Annotated in this window: 5 protein-coding genes; all 5 read left to right on the top strand. The window is 72.6% G+C overall.

Going from position 1 to position 16,421, the window contains the following annotated elements:
- The first annotated feature begins 12 nt into the window (after positions 1-12).
- Genes AB0I43_RS20655 through AB0I43_RS20635 form a run of 5 tightly spaced genes read left to right on the top strand, consistent with a single transcriptional unit; the run spans position 13 to position 16,268 of the window.
- The gene (locus AB0I43_RS20655) at positions 13-10,173 is read left to right on the top strand and encodes an HAD-IIIC family phosphatase (protein WP_357432544.1); all 10,161 of its coding nucleotides are present in this window, start codon (positions 13-15) and stop codon (positions 10,171-10,173) included.
- Complete coding sequence (locus tag AB0I43_RS20650) at positions 10,170-12,635, top strand: thioester reductase domain-containing protein (protein ID WP_357432543.1); 2,466 nt, start codon at positions 10,170-10,172, stop codon at positions 12,633-12,635. The genes AB0I43_RS20655 and AB0I43_RS20650 overlap by 4 nt, the downstream gene beginning before the upstream one ends.
- Complete coding sequence (locus AB0I43_RS20645) at positions 12,632-13,708, top strand: alpha/beta fold hydrolase (protein ID WP_357432542.1); 1,077 nt, start codon at positions 12,632-12,634, stop codon at positions 13,706-13,708. Before AB0I43_RS20650 ends, AB0I43_RS20645 begins: the two co-directional genes overlap by 4 nt.
- 34 nt (positions 13,709-13,742) lie before the next feature.
- Positions 13,743-15,032 (top strand): glycosyltransferase, encoded by a 1,290-nt coding sequence (locus tag AB0I43_RS20640; RefSeq protein ID WP_357432541.1) that lies wholly within the window; start codon positions 13,743-13,745, stop codon positions 15,030-15,032.
- Between the two features lie 15 nt (positions 15,033-15,047).
- Positions 15,048-16,268, top strand: a complete 1,221-nt coding sequence (locus tag AB0I43_RS20635; RefSeq protein ID WP_357432540.1) for a glycosyltransferase — start codon at positions 15,048-15,050, stop codon at positions 16,266-16,268.
- Positions 16,269-16,421 lie beyond the last annotated feature (153 nt).

The raw sequence follows: 16,421 nt of genomic DNA, 5'->3' as shown, positions 1-16,421 counted from the left end.
AGGATGTTTTTCGTGCTCAATACTTTCGTCGGAACGCTGTTCGATCAGGTCGAGAATCGGTCCGCCGAACTGGTGTACCGGTTCCTGGACAGCGGTGACGTCGAGGGTGCGGTCCGTGAGCTGACCTACGCCGAACTGGGCACCCGCGTGCAAGCGATCGGCGCCGCGCTGCAGGATTCCGCGCCCCGGCGCGCGCTGCTGCTCTACCCCGCGGGCCCGGAGTTCGCCGAAGCGTTCCTGGGCTGCCTGGCGGCCGGGGTGGTCGCGGTCCCCGCGCCGCTGCCGGAGTGGGACAACCGCTCGCTGCGCCGGTTGCGTCGCATGGTGGCGCACGCCGAGGTGGACGTGGTGCTGGCCCCGCAGCGCGTGGTGGCCGACGCGGCCGCGCTGTGCGGCGAGATTCCCGAGCTGACGGGTGTGCGGTGGCTGGCCACCGACGAGATCGCGAGCGCGGAGGCGATCCGGTGGCGGGCGCCCGATCTCGGCCCGGAGTCGATCGCGTTCATCCAGTACACCTCCGGTTCGACCAGCGCGCCGCGCGGGGTGCTGCTCACCCACGAGAACCTGCTGCACAACCAGGCGGCGATCGGCGCGGGGCTCGGGCACGATCCCGGCTTCGCCGAGGCGTGGGACGGCGCGCTGTTCGCCAGCTGGCTGCCGATGTATCACGACATGGGGTTGATCGCGCCGCTGCTGCACACCATCTATCTCGGCGCGCATTCGGTGCTGATGTCGCCGCTGCACTTCCTGCAGAAGCCGGAGCGCTGGCTGCGGGCGATCTCCACCTATCGCGCGCACACCAGCGGCGGCCCGAATTTCGCCTACGAACTGTGCGCGCGCAAGATCGCGCCGGAACACATCGACGGTCTCGACCTGAGCCGGTGGCGGGTGGCGTTCAACGGTTCCGAACCCGTGCGGGCCGCGACCATGCGGCGGTTCACCGACACCTTCGCGCGCGCCGGCTTCCGGGCGGCGGCGCACCAGCCGGTCTACGGCCTCGCCGAGGCCACGCTGATCGTGACGGCCTCGTCGACCACGGCGGCGCCGACGGTGCGCGCGGCGGCCGGGCGGCCGGGCGACCTGGTCGGGGTCGGCGGTCCGGTCGAGGGCATGGCGGTCGCGGTGGTCGATCCCGAGCAGGGCCTGGTCCGCGCCGAGGAGGTCGAGGGTGAGATCTGGGTGGCCGGAAACAGCGTCGCCGCAGGCTATTTCCGGGACGAGGAGGCCACCGCCGAGGTGTTCGGGGCGCGGCTGCCCGGCGACGACCGCCGCTACCTCCGCACGGGCGATCTCGGATTCCTCTCCGGCGGTGCGCTGTTCGTGACCGGCCGGCGCAAGGACCTGCTGATCGTCGACGGCCGCAACCACTATCCGCAGGACCTCGAAGCGACCGTCGAGACCGCGCACGGCAGCGTCCGCGCCGGGTGTGTCGCCGCCTTCTCCGTCGAGATCGGCACGGGCGGTGAGCAACCGGTCGTGGTGGCCGAGGTGCGCGGCGAGGATCCCGGCGAGCTGGCCGAGGTCGAGAGCGCGGTGCGCGGCGCGGTGGCGACCGAGCACGGCCTCACCCTCTCGACGGTGCTGCTCCTGCGACCGGGCACGATCTTCAAGACCAGCAGCGGCAAGATCCAGCGAGCGGCGTGCCGGGCGGCGTACCACTCCGGTGAGCTGCTCGCGCTGACCGCGGGCCCGCTGCGCTCGCCGGAGGACGAACTCTACGACTACGAACCCGATCCGGTCCCGGCGGAATCCGTGGCGGGGCCGTCCGCCGCGGCGATCCGGTCCTGGCTGGTGGCCGAGGTCGCGCGCCAGGCGGCGTTGGATCCCGAACGCATCGACACCTCGCTGCCGCTGGTCGAATTCGGCCTGGGCTCCCACGATCTGGTGGAACTGGTGGTCGACCTGTCCGAGTTCGTCGGACGGTTCCTCGACACCAACGTGTTCTTCGACCATCCCACGATCGACGGCGTGGCAGCGATCCTGGCCCCGGAAGCGCCCCTCGAGCCCGCCGAGCCCGCGGCCGACGACGCGACCGAGGACGCCGAGGAGCAACTGGACGACGACGCCATCGCCATCCTGTCGATGTCGTGCCGGTTCGCCGGTGACGCGGATTCGCCCGAGGCGCTGTGGCGGCTGCTGGACAGCGCCACCGACGGCCTGTCCGAGGTGCCCCCGGGCCGCTGGGACATCGAGGGGCTCTACGATCCCGACACCTCCGCGACCGGCAAGGCCTACACCTTCCGCGGCGGATACGTCGACGGCGTCGACCGTTTCGACGCCGCGTTCTTCGGAATCGGCCCGCGCGAGGCCGCGGTCATGGATCCGCAGCAGCGGATGATGTTGCAGCTGAGCTGGGAGGCGATCGAGCGGTCCGGGCGCGACCCGCGCACGCTGCACGGCAGCGCGACCGGCGTGTATCTCGGCCTGTACGGGACCGGCTACCTGGCCGACCCCGCGCCCGAACAGCTGAACGGCCAAGTGGGAACCGGTCTTTCGCCCAGTGTCGCCTCCGGCCGGATCTCCTACACCCTCGGCTTGCACGGCCCGGCGGTCACCATGGACACCGCGTGCTCCTCCTCGATCGTCGCCATCCACTCGGCGATCGCCGCGCTGCGCGCCGGTGAGTGCGATCTCGCGCTCGCGGGCGGCGCGACGCTGCTGATGTCGCCGATCGCGCACATCGAACTGTGCAAGCTGGGCGTGCTGTCGCCGACCGGCCGGTGCGCGCCGTTCTCGGCTGAGGCCGACGGCACGGTCTGGGCCGAGGGCGCGGGCCTGCTGCTGTTGAAGCGGCTCGGCGACGCGCGCCGCGACGGTGACCGGGTGCTCGCGGTGATCCGCGGTTCGGCCGTCAACCAGGACGGTCGCAGCCAGGGGCTCAGCGCACCCAACGGCGCTTCCCAGGAGCAGGTGGTGCGTTCGGCGCTGCGGGCTTCCGGGCTGACGCCGCACGACATCGACTACGTCGAGGCGCACGGCACCGGGACGGCGCTCGGCGATCCGATCGAGGCCAGGGCCCTGTCGCGCGTCTTCGGGCCCGGTCGTGATCCGGCGCGGCCGCTCGGTATCGGATCGCTGAAATCCAATGTGGGACATACCCAGGCGGCGGCGGGCGTGGGCAGCGTCATCAAACTCGTTCTCGCGCTACAGCACGAGCGCATCCCCGCCACCTTGAACGCGAAAGTGCCGTCACCGCAGGTGCGGTGGGAGGACAGCGGTGTGGCGGTCGCGGCCGAGCCGGTGCCGTGGCGGCGCGGCGAACGGCCGCGGCGGGCCGGGGTGAGCGCCTTCGGGCTGAGCGGTACGAACGCGCACCTGATCCTCGAGGAGGCACCGCCCGTGGCGGCGGTCGCGCCGGAGCCCGGGAGCGACGCGGGCCGCCCTGTGCTGCTGCCGATTTCGGCGCGTAGCCCGGCGGCCCTGCACGGTCAGGCCCAGCGGCTGCTCGACCTCGTCGTCGCCGACGCGAGCCTGGAACCGGGGCCGGTCGCGCGGGCCGCGGCGGTGCAGCGCACCCAGTTCGAGCGCCGGGCGGTCGTGGTGGCGGCCGACCGGGACGAGATGGTCGCCGGGTTGCGCGCGTTGGTCGACGGCGAGTCCGCGCCGAATGTGCGCGTCGGCGCCGGACCGATCCTCACCAATGGCAAGACCGCGTTCGTCTTTCCCGGACAGGGCGCGCAGTGGGTCGGCATGGCGCGTGACATGTTCGAGCGCTCGGCGGAGTTCCGTGCCGAATTCGAGCACTGCGACAAGGCTTTCGGCGCGCACACCGGCTGGTCGCTGGTGGACCGGCTGGCCGCCATGACCGCCGCCGACCTCGACGACTTCCCGGTCGTGCAGCCGCTGCTGTTCGCGACCATGGCCGCGCTGGCGGCCGTCTGGCGGGCGGCCGGAGTCCGCCCGGACGCGGTGATCGGGCACAGCCAGGGTGAGGTGGCCGCCGCCTACTCCGCGGGGGTCATCGAGGTGAACGACGCCGCGCGGATCATCGTCACGCGCAGCCGCCTCATGCAGGACGTCCGCGGCGCCGGGACGATGGCCCTCGTCGGTCTGCCCGAAGCCGAGGTCGCCGCGCGGGTGGCGGCCTTCGGCGGCGCGGTGTCGATCGCGGCCGTCAATGTGCGCCGTTCCACGGTCGTGGCCGGTGAGCAGGACGCGGTGCGCGAATTCGTGCGGGAGCTGGACGCTGCCGGGATGTACACGCGGCTGGCCGGGTCGGGGGCCGGATTCGCCGGGCACAGCCGGTTGATCGATCCGATCCGGGAGCCGCTGCTGGCGGAGCTGGACCGGCTGGTCACGTATCCGCCTGCCACGCAGTGGTATTCGACGGTCACCGGCGCACCGGTGACCGACGAGCCGCTGGGGCCGGACTATTGGTATCGCAACGCGCGCGACACCGTGCGCTTCGGGCCCACCCTCGAGCGGATGGTCGCCGACGGCTTCCGCTACTTCGTCGAACTCGGCGTGCACCCTTCCCTGACCGCCGCCGTGAAGTCGGCGTCGGAGGACCTCGCGCGCGAGGTGGTGGCGGTGGGTTCGCTGGTGCGCGACCAGGACGGGCCGACCTGTCTGGCCCGGGCGCAGGCCGAACTCTATGTCGCGGGGCACGCCCTCGACTGGAGCGAGTTGCTGCCCGCGGCCCGGCGGGTGGATCTGCCCACCTATGCCTTCGACGAGAAGCGGTTCTGGACCGAGCGCCTGCATCGCGACACCGCCGGGCTCGGGCTCGCGGACGCGGCGCATCCGGTGCTGGGAGCCGTGGTGCCGCAGCCGGATTCGGGCGGCGTCGTGCTGACCGGGCGGATCTCGCGGCAATCGCAGCCGTGGGTGGTCGAGCACGCGGGCCCGAACACGGTGCTGGTGCCCGGTGCGGCGCTGGTGGAGTGGGCCGTGCGCGCCGGTGACGAGGTGGACAGCCCGGTGCTGCGCGAATTGGTGCTGCGCGCACCGATGCTGGTGCCCGAGCGCGGGGCCGTGCAGGTCCAGGTGGTGGTCGGCGGCGCGGACGCGGCGGACCGCCGGACGGTGCGCGTCTACGGCCGCGACGAGAGCGATCCGGACGCGCAGTGGACGCTGCACGCCGACGGCACGCTGGCGGTGGAGTCCGAACCGGTTCCGGCGCAGACCGATTCGGCGGTATGGCCGCCCGCCGCCGCGGAGCCCGTCGACGTCGAGGAGCTGTACGCCGGACTGTTCGCGCGCGGGCACCACTACGGCCCGCTGTTCCGATCGGCGCGGGCGGCCTGGCGGCGCGACGACGAGATCTTCGTGACGGTCGAGCTCGCCGAACCCGCACATGAGGACGCCGCGCGATTCGGCATCCATCCGGCGCTGCTGGATTCCGCGCTGCACGCCACCGCGCTGTTCGCGGCGGACGGCGAACACGCGCTGCTGCCGTTCGTCTGGTCCGGGGTGACGCTGTGGGCCTCCGGGGCGACCGCGCTGCGCGTCCGGCTCACCCGGTCGGGGGCCGAGACCCTCGCCATGTCCGCGACCGACCGGAACGGCCGGCCGGTGGTGTCGGTGGGTTCGGTGCTGCTGCGGCCGGTCGCCGCCGCGCAGTGGGACGCCGCGTCGCTCACGGCCGCGCACCGGCGCCTGTTCCGGCTGGCGTGGTCGGAGCGGGAGCTGCCCGCACCGGAGCGGACGCTCACGGTGTGCGAATGGGATGCCGCCGAGGCGGCTTCCGCCGACGTGATCGTGCTGCCGGTGCCCGCCGGGGAGACGCCGGAGCAGGTGCACGACATCGCGCGACGGACTCTGACCGCGTTGCAGACGATATTGGGCGACAACCGTTTCGAGCAGAAGACGGTGCTGGTGCGCACACGCGGGGCGGTTGCGGTCAGTGGTTCTCGCGCAGCTGCTTCCGCGCCCGGTGCGGTGGGTGAAATCCGTACCGGGGCTTTCGCGCTCGACGGGAGCGGCCCCGATCGCGCGGCGGTCTCCGGACTCGGTATCGAGGTGCCGGACCCGGCGGGTGCGGTGGCATGGGGCCTGGTGCGCTCGGCCCAGTCGGAGAACCCGGGCCGAATCGTGCTGCTGGACACCGACGACACCGCGGTGGCGGTCGCCGCCGTGCTCGCGATGGGGGAGCAGCAGGTGGCCGTGCGCGACGGCGTTGCCTTCGTGCCCGAGCTGACTCGGGTGCCCGAGCCCACGTCGCCCGGGCGGGTGCCGCTCGGGGACGGGGCCGTGCTGATCACCGGCGCTCCGGGCCGCCTCGGTTCGGCGCTGGCCCGGCATCTGGCCGACGCGTACGGTGCGCGGGATCTGGTGCTGGTCAGCCGCCGCGGTATCGATGGCCCGGGCGGCCCCGCGCTGCGCGCGGAGTTGGAGAGCCGGGGTGCGCGGGTGCGCTTCGCGGCGTGCGACATCACCGACCGCGCGGCGCTGGCCGTGCTGCTGGCGGACCTGCCGCTGACCGGCGTGGTGCACGCGGCGTGCGTGCTGGACGACGGCGTGCTCGGCGCGCTCACCCCGGAGCGGCTCGAGCGGGTGCTGCGCCCGAAAGTCGATGCGGCACAGCATCTGCACGAGCTGACCGCCGATCGTGACCTGTCGATGTTCGTGCTGTTCTCCGCGGCGGGCGGACTGTTCGGCACGCCCGGCCAGGCCAACTACGCGGCGGCCAACGCCTACCTCGACGCGCTGGCGCTGCGCCGCCGCGCGCTCGGGCTGCCCGCCCAGTCGCTGGCCTGGGGCGCCTGGGCGGTCGACATGCACGACCACTACGCGCAAGCCGACATCCGGCGCATCGAACGCGCGGGCGTGCGCGCCTTCGCGGTACCGGATGGCATGGCCTGTTTCGACGCCGCGCTGGGACAGGACGACGCGCTGCTGGTGCCGCTGCTGCTCGACACCGGCGTGCTCCGACGCGGCGTGGGTATCCCGCCGCTGCTGCGCGGACTCGTACGCCGCGCGCCCCGCCGCGCCGTCGCCGAGGCGGCGTTCGCCGATCCGGCGACGGGATCGCGCTTCGCCGAACGACTTCGGGCTGTCACGCCCGCCGAGGCGCGGGCCTCGGCGACGGCCTCGGTGGCGGAGTGGACCGGCCAGGTGCTCGGTCACGCGGGTAGCGAGGCGATTTCGGTCGAGGGGACCTTCCAGAGCCTCGGCCTGGATTCGCTGATGGCGATCGAGCTACGCAACAAGGTGCGTGAGCACACCGGGATCTCGGTGCCGCTGGGCACGATCCTGGCTGAGCAGAACCTCGCCGACCTCGCCGACTATCTCGTCGCGGAAGTGCTGCGGCAGAACGAGTCCGGTGCTGCCGACCCCGCGCCCGCTGCGGTTCCGGAGGTCGAGGTGCTCCCGGTGACCCGGGACATGATGCGGCTGCTGCGCACCGAACAGCTCGGTATTCCGAGCGCCGCGCAGACCGGCGGTGTGGCCGTGCGCCTGCCCGCCCGGGTGACCGCGGCGGAGCTGGACGCGGCGCTGGCCCGGCTGGCCGCCCGGCACGCCGCGCTGCGCACCACGATCCGGCCCAGTCCGGAACACGGCCGCCGGCTGGAGATCCAGCGCGAGCCCGGCGTGCTCGGCGCGTGGCGGCACCTCGACCGGCTCGACGACACCGTCGTGCGGGAGCGATTCCAGGAGCTGATGGCGCACCCGTTCGACCTGGAGACCGGCCCGCTGTGGCGGTTCGAGCTGCTCGACGCCGAATCCGCCGACCAGGTGCTGCTTTTCGGCGCGCACCACAGCATGAGTGACGTGCAGTCGATGCTGCTGGTCGCGGGCGAACTCGGCGCGGAACTGTCCGGCGCGCGGCTGGCGGACACGGTGACCAACCGCGACATGCACCAGTTGCTGGCCGCGCAGCCCGAGCGGCGCGATGCCGCCGCGGCGGTCACGGGCTGGCGCGACGCCTTCGCCGGAGCGGGTCGGCTGGAGCTGACCCTGGCGCGCCCGCGCCCGGAGCGGCGCAGCTACGGTGCGGGCGCGCTCGCCCTCGATCTGCCCGATGGACTGCACGACCGGGTGGCGGCGCGTGCCCGCGAGCTCGGCCTCACCCCGGCGGCGGTCTTCCTCGGCGCGCTGAGCCTGCTGCTGGCCCGGCGGCAACAGGTCGACACGTTCGCGCTGGCGGTGCCGGTGGACACCCGGATGCACGCCGACGCGACCGACGCCGTCGGGTATTTCGGTCTGCCCGTGCCCTTCCCGGCGTCGGTCACCGGCGCGGACGTCGTCGCCGACGTGCTGCGCCGCACCGGTGATCGGCTGCGGACGCTGCTCGCGCCCGGCGCCGGCTTCGCCGACGTGCTCGCCGCGCTGGCGGGCGCGGGACTGCACCGCGACAACGCGCCCTTGATCGAGGTGTACTTCAACTACCTGCGCGCCAATTCCGCGGTCGCGGCGGCGGAAATCGTTCCGGTGAGCACCGGCTACTCCGATCTCGACCTCATGGTGGCGGTGCTGCCCGACACCGGGCAGGTGTGGTTCACCTACAACAGCGACATCATCGACGAGCGGACCTGCGCCGAGTTCGGGGCGGACTACCTGGCGACGCTCGCCGCCGTGGTCGCCGATCCGGGTGCGCCCGCCCGTCCCGAAATCGCCGGGGAGCGAACGGTTTCCGGAACCCGCGTGGCGCTGGGCGCGACATTCGCCCTGGGCCGGCTCCCGGAACTGCTGGCGGCGGCTTCCGCGCGGACCTCGGCGATCACCGTCGCCGAAGCGCCCTATCACCATGTGCTGTCCTGTCTGCGCGACCCGTCGGGGGTGTTCGCGCAGCCCTCGGTGGCGCTGGGCATCGTGCTGCTGCGCGCGGCCGATCTCGAACGGTTCGGCGCGTTGTCCGACGAGCTGCTCGCCGAACTCGCCGCCGACTACCCCGCCGCCGTGCGCGAGGTCGCCGAACGCACGCGCCGGCCGGTGATCGTCGGTCTCCTGCCGACGGCCGCACCGCAGGAGCGACTGACGGCGTGGGAGCGGCTCGTGGCCGAACGCCTGCGCGAGATCCCCGGTGTCGCGGTGCTGACACCGGGCGAGTGGACCCGGCAGCACCCGGTGCCGGAACCCTTCGACAGCCGCACCGAGACGCTGGCCCACCTGCCGTTCTCGGCGGAATTCCAGGCGGCCGTGGCCCTCGCGCTGACCGCGACGGTCGACGCCGTCGCCGAGCCCGCACCGAAGGTGATCGCGGTCGACGGCGACGACACCCTGTGGAGTGGCACGGCGGGCGAGATCGGCGCTGGCGCGGTGCTTTTCGACCCGCCCCGCCTGGCTCTGGCCCGGCGGCTGGCGCGGTGGCGCGCGGCGGGCACGCTGCTCGTGCTGGTCACCAACAACGACGCCGATGTGGTGGAGGCTGTGCTCGCCCGGCCCGAAAGTCTCTTGGGTGTCGATGATTTCGTCGTCGTCTCCGCCGGTTGGGACGACAAGTCCCGGCGGCTGGAGGACATCGCGCGCAGCCTGCGCCTGGGCTTGGACAGCTTCTGCTATCTCGACGACAACCCCGTCGAGGTGGCGCGCCTGCGCGCCCGGCTGCCCGAGCTGCTGTCGGTGAACTGCCCACCGGCGGACGAACTGGAATCGTTCCTGGACCGGCTCTGGCCGCTGGTGCCGGTGGCGGCCACCGCGGAAGACGCCGCGCGCACCGAGTTCTACCACCAGGAGAAAGCGCGCGACGACGCCCGCGCCGCCGCGGAATTCGCCACCTTCCTCGATCAGCTGGACCTGACGGTCGAGATCGAACCGCTCACCGAGGCCACCCTCGAACGCGCCCGCCAACTCGTGCGGCGCACCAACCAGTTCACCCTTGCCGCCGTCACCGTCTCCGACCTCGATCGCTGGCGCGCCGAGGGCGAAGTATGGACCGCCACCGCCCGTGACCGCTTCGGCGACTACGGCCTGATATCGGTGCTCGCTCTGCGCCCGGAGGACGACAGCCTGCGGATCAGCGGCTGGCAGCTCAGCTGCCGTGCGCTGGGTCGCGGCGTCGAGGAACGGTTGCTCACCTGGGTGGCGGATCGAGCGGAGGAACTCGGCTATCCCACCGTGCGAATGTCGGTGGATCACACCGCGCGCAACGAGCCCGCGCGCCGACTGGCCGCCCGTCTGCTCGACGCCGCTTCCACCGCTGGCCCGGTAGAAGTCGCGGTGCCGCCCCAGCGCCTGCGCGAATTCCGATCCTGGGAGGCCCGGACAAACGACAAGGAGGTGGCCGAGTGACCGCCCAGAACGAGCGGGTGCCTGGCCCGGCCGGGCGAGTACCCGGCCAGACCGAGCGGGTGGCCGCACGCCACGCGATCATCGACCGCCGCGTGAACGGCGAAAATGGCTCCACAGGAATGGATATCGCGGCGCTGCTCGCGGCGACCGGCACGCCGTCGCGCACCGCGATCGAGCGAACAGACGCGCCTGCCGAGGCCACGGATACGGGTGCCACGCTGCCTGCCGCGTCTGCCGACTCGGACCCGGCACCGCCCGCCGACGCCGCGGGCAGCGGTGTGACAATGGCGCCCGAGCCGGTCAGCCCCGGGCTGACGTCGCGCGCTGAGCGGGCGGACGGCGGCGTGATGGCCACGACCGAGTCGGTCGGAGAGGGTGTTTCGCGGCGCTGGGGCCTCGACGAGTTGGCTACCGCGATCACGGCGATCGCGAATCGGTTCAGCCGGACGCCGCTGCAAGCCGATACTGATTTCTTCGACGCGGGCGGCACATCCCTCGACGCGGTGGAGTTGGTGGCTGCCCTGCAGCGGGAACTCGATATTCATCCAGATCTCGACACCGTGTTCTTCGACGCGCGCCCACGCCGGCTCGCCCAGGGTTGGCTGGCCGATCATCCGGAACTTCTGTTGCCGCAGACGGAGTCCCCTGCGGAGGACCACGACGACCTCGCGCAGCTCTTCGCCGATCTCTCCGGAGCCGACCGCCTCCCGCTCGTCGCGCCGCCCGAGCGGGTCGCACCCCGCCGCATCCTGCTGACCGGGGTCACCGGCTTCCTCGGCAGTCACCTGCTGCTGGACCTGTTGCGGCACAGCGACGCCCACGTGGTGTGCCTGGTGCGCGCCGACGACGACAACGCGGCGGCCGAACGGCTGGAGCAGGCGCTGCGCCGCTTCGCGCTGCCGTGGTCGCGGGAGGTGCTGCGCCGGGTCACTCCGCTGGCGGGCGATCTGCGCGAACCTCGACTGGGCCTGTCCGGCGAGCAGTGGAAAGCCCTGGCGGGGGAGGTGGATTCGATTGTCAACGCGGCTGCCGCGGTGGACTTCCTGCGCGGCTATCCCTCGCTGCGCCGCACCAACGTGCTCGGCCCGCTGACGCTCGCCGAGCTGGCGTGCACGAGCAAGCCCAAACCGCTGCACCACATCTCGTCGCTGGCGGTCTTCAACGGCGCCGAGGCCGCCACCCTGGCCGAGGACGAACCGACCGCGAACGTCGCCGCGTTGCCCATCGGCTACGACCGTTCCAAATGGGCCGCCGAGGCCGTCCTGCGCCGGGCCGGCGAACACGGCCTGGTGGTGACCATCCTGCGCCCCGGCGGCATCGGCAGCCATCCGGAAACCGGCGCGCACAATCCCCGCGATCTCAATTCCGGGATCACGGCGGCGCTGCTGCGGTTTCGTACGGTGCCGGGGTTCCGGAATCTCAATGCCGCGCCGGTGGATTGGGTCAGCCGGGTGGCGGCGGAGATCGTCGGCACGCCGAGCGCCTGGGGACACACCTATCACCTCACCGGGCCGCCCACCACCCTCGAGCAGATCGTCGCCGAAACCACGCTGGGCGGCCTGGGCGTGCGCGTGCAGCACTGGGAGCAGTGGTGCGAGGACACGGTCCGCGCCATCGAGGAGGGGCCGGTGTCGGAGCTGGAATCGCTGGCGCAGGTGCTGCGGAGTCCCGTGGCCCGGACCCAGCTCGCGGCGATGGTGACCGCGCCGCCCGCGTCGGCCGACCGCACCGCGGCCTTCGTCGCCGCCCGGGGCCTGCCCGCGCCCGCGACCTCCGGTCCCGCCGCGCGCGGGAAGATGCTGGCGGCCCTCGCGGCCGCGGGTCCGCGGCCGGACGCGGAACCCTATCTGCGCTTCCACGAAACGCTCACCGGGACAATCGGACCCGTGGGGGACTCCGCCGACACTCAGTGCGATCTCCGGTTGACCCTGTCCGTGGCCGGCGGCGCGCAGGTGTTCAGCGCGCGCACCCTCGACGTCGGCGGGGAATTCGCCTGTGCCCGGGTGCACGGCGAGCCCCTCACCGTGACCGGCACGGCGATCGTGCGGCCGCACGAGGGCATCCCGCTGCGCCACGAGACCCGGCATCCGATCATGCATTACCAGCTGACCCTGCGGGACGCCGCGGGCGGCGACTGGTGGCTGGAGGGCTACAAGTTCGCCGCCGCGCGCCGCCGCCTGGTGCGCCAGCTCGGCACCCAGGTGATCGAGATCGGCCGGGCCGGGGAGCCCGCGTCCTACCGCGGTGAGGTCGCCGTGCCGATGCACACCTATCTGCCCGATCAGATCGACGGCATCGAAGTCGATCCCAGCCTGCCCGAGCGTCAGCGGCGGCTGGCGAAACTGTTGTGGCTGAGCTGGTTCGGCGGCCAGCTCGGCAAGAGTCTGATGGAACCCGTCTTGCGCGTCGGCACCGATCTGCTGGATCTGCGCCGCGCGCTCCGCAAGGAGCAGGGCCGATGATCGAAAGCCACTCGACCCGAACGGAACTCGCTGCCGCGCCGGCGATCTCCTTCCGCACCGCGGACGGCGTCGAACTGCGGCTGCGCCGCGTCGGACCCGACGGCGCCCCCGCGGTGCTGCTGGTGCACGGACACGGGGTGTCCTCGGAGATGTTCGCCCTCCCCGAGATCCGCAACGTCACCGACGTGCTCGCCGACGCGGGCTATCAGTCCTGGCTGCTCGACTGGCGCGGCAGCTCCCGGCTGCCGCACAACACCTCCGGGCAGCCCTACACCTTCGACGATGTCGCGCTCTACGACCTGCCCGCCGCGGTGGCCCGGATCCGGGCGGAGATCGGGGAGCGCCCGCTGTTCGTGGTGGCGCACTGCATCGGCGCGCTCGCGCTGTCGCTGAGCCTGACCGCCGGCCTGCTCCCCGGCCTGGCGGGCGTCGTCGCGCAGGGCGTGTTCCTGACCCCGAAAGTCAGCACGGCGGCGCGCTGGCGGGTGCTGATCGGCAGCGAACTGATGGGCTCGCGGGTCACCCACCTGGAATCGGATTTCCGCAAGGTCGGGCTGTGGAACCGCCGGACGCTGCTGTACGCGGCCCTGTCGCGCAAGGGCGAATGCCCGGATCCCACCTGCCGCATGGTGCACGGCGGCTGGGGGATGGGCGCCACCCTGTTCGAACACGATCACCTCGATCCGCGCACCCACGATCGTCTCGCCGAATTGTTCGGGGCGATACCGCTGTCGGTGCTGCCGCACCTGCGGCAGATGGAACTGGCGCACGCCGTGGTGCGCTGGAACGTCGACGACGAGCGCTACCGCGCGCTCCCGGAGAACGCCCTGGATCAGGCCGATCGCATCGACTGCCCGGTGCTGCTGCTGTCGGGCAGCCGCAACGCGGCCTGGCTCGATTCGAACAAGCTCTGCTACGAGGTGCTCGCGGACCGCAACCCCGGCGTCGAGGTCCGCTACACCGAAATCCCGTCCTACGGCCACCTCGACACCTTCATCGGCCGCGGCGCGGCGCTGGACGTGTTCGGGCACCTCGTCGACTTCCTCGACGAGGTGTCCGCTCGATCGGCGTAGTGGCCGGCCCCAGATCCCGAACGGAGTCCTGAACATGCGAATCGCGTTGCTGACCGCGGGCACCCGCGGCGACCACCAGCCCTACCTCGCCCTGGCCGACGAATTGCGCTCGCGCGGCCACCATGTCGAGATGACCGCCACCGAGAACTACGCCGACGTGGTGCGGCGCTCGGGGTTCGAGCCGCACGTCATCCCGTTCAACTCGGCCGAGCTGCTGGAGTCGCCCGCCGCGAAAGCCGGTCTGTCCTCGGGTAATCCGCTGCCGTTCCTGCAGATCATGCTGGACACCGTGAAGATCATGGCGGGCGAGCGCGGCGAGCGCATGCACGAGGTGCTCTGCGGCGCTTGCGAATCCGCCGACGTGATCGTGTCCTGCGCCTCGACGCTGCCGTGGGCCATGGAACGCCGGGAGAAGACGGGGCAGACCGTGATCGGCGGCCTGCCCTACCCGCTGGAGCGGACCACCGAGTTCCCGTCCTCGTTCATGGTCAAGCGGATGATCTCCTCGCGGCGCTTGCGGCTGGCCAGCTACTCGGCGTTCGAACTCGCCTACGGCCTGGCCTACCGCAAGATGGACCGCCGGGTCCGCGCCCTTATGGGGTTGCCCGGCAAGCCGCGCAACCCGTTCCGCCGCATCCGCGAGGACGCGATTCCGCTGGTGCACATGGTGAGTCCGGTGCTGCTGCCGAAACCGGCCGACTGGCCGGAGCGCTCCACCGTCGTCGGCGCGCCGATCCTGCCCGCGCACCTGCGCGGCGCGTGGGGCGAATCGGAGGTCGACCCGGCGCTGGACGCGTGGCTCGACGAGGGCGAGGCGCCGATCTACTTCTGCCTGACCGGGATGCCGATCCTCGACCCCGCCGGTTCCTGCGACCTCATCGCCGCCGTATGCCGCCGGCTCGGTGCGCGGGCGCTGGTCACGGTGAAGGGGGAGGGCTACCCGCGCGGCCTCGGCTACGACCGAAAGCTTTTCGTCCTCGACTCCTTCGACTACGACCGGGTGCTGCCGCGTTGCAGCGCGGTCGTGCACCACGGCGGCAGCGGCAACTCGCACGACGTCCTGCGCGCCGGGCTGCCCGCCGTGGTGATCGGCGTGCACAGCGACCAGTTCTTCTACGGCTGGCGGATGTCGGAACTCGGGATCGGAGCCGACTTCCCGTACCCGAAGTTGACCGCGGATCGGTTGCACGACGCCCTGGTGCGGACGCTGACGCCCGAGTCACGCAGCCGGGCAGCGGAACTCGGCGCGCTGGTCGCCGCCGAGAACGGCATCCGGGCCACGGCGGACGCGGTGGAAAAGCTCGCCGTCGCGGCCTCGGCCTGAGGCGCGGCGGTTTCCGTGCACCTCGCGTTCTTCACCGACTTCCATCCGGCGACCCTGGGCGGGGTGCAGACCGCGATGCGCGCACTGTGCGACAGCCTGCGCGGCCTCGGCCACCGGGTGACCGTGTTCTGCCCGCCCGCCCCGGGCTCCGTGGCCGCCGACGCCGACGCCGACGTCGTCGTGCTCGCGCCGGTACCAGCCCTGGCACTGTCCAACGGCCTGCCCATGGTGCTCCCGACCCGGGCCACCCGGCGGGCGGTGGACGCCGCGTTCGCCGCGCGCGGCCCGGTCGACCTGGTGCACGCCCTGACCACCTACGGCTGCGGCGTCGCGGGCCTGCGCGCCGCGCGCCGGCACGGCCTCCCGGTCGTGCAGACGATGCAGAGCCGCGACGACACCATGATCCAGAAGTACGCCCCGGCACCGTATCTGGCCGCGTTGACCATGCGCTGGCTGCACGGGGCGCTGGTGCCGCTGCGGCACCAGCGCAGCCACGACGGCGACGACCGCGTCGCCCGGCTGGCCTGGCGGCCGCTGATCGCGCAGGCGCAGGCCGCCGACCGGGTGATCGTCCCGACCCGGCACTTCGCCCGCCGGCTGGCGGTGCGCGGCGTGGACCGCCCGATCCACGTGGTGTCGAACGGCATCGACGACGCGCTGCTGGACCGCGTCCGCGGCGCGGCCGCTCCGCAGCGGCCGCCCGGCCCGCCGCTGCGCGCGCTGTGGTGCGGACGACTGTCGCCGGAGAAGCGCCCCCTCGAGGCGATCGCGGTGGCGGGCCTGGTCGAGAACTGCGTGCTCGACGTCTACGGCAGCGGCCCGCTGGCCGGCCGCGTGGCCGCCGCCGCGGCGGAACTGGGCGAACGAGTCCGCGTGCGCGGAGAAGTCAGCCAGGCCGATTGTCTGAGCGCCATGCGCGAGCACGACCTGCTCCTGCTCACCTCGGACTGCGACACCCAGGGCATGGTGCTGCTGGAGGCCCTGGCGATGGGCCTGCCCATCGTCTACTGCGACCCCGAGCTCTCCGAAACCGTCCCCGCGGCGGGCGGCGTCCGCGCCGCCGACTCCTCGGTGCCCGCCTTCGCCGCCGTGCTGTGCGACCTCGCGCGCGACCGCTCCCGCCTGGCGGCGATGCGCGAGGCGCTCGCCGCGCACGCCGACGAACCGCGCCAATCACGGCACAGCGCCCGGATTCTCGCGGTCTACACCGAAGCGCTCGAGAAGTCGGAGGTCTGACCCTGTTCGGTAACCCGGCGCGGCCGGCCGGCCGCGGCACGCAAGTTCACCGCGATGATCGAGTTCGCGCCCTGGACTTCCGTAAGATGCTGGGCACTGCTCCTCGTGCGGTTATGGACTAGTGGAGGCGGTGGGCCGGTGATGTCGGATTCG

Origin of the sequence: Nocardia sp. NPDC050435, assembly GCF_040655395.1 — a bacterium.
In the GTDB taxonomy this organism is placed as follows: Bacteria; Actinomycetota; Actinomycetes; order Mycobacteriales; family Mycobacteriaceae; genus Nocardia.
Note: the sequence above shows the minus strand (reverse complement) of the source record. Positions and strands in the feature narration are given on the sequence as shown.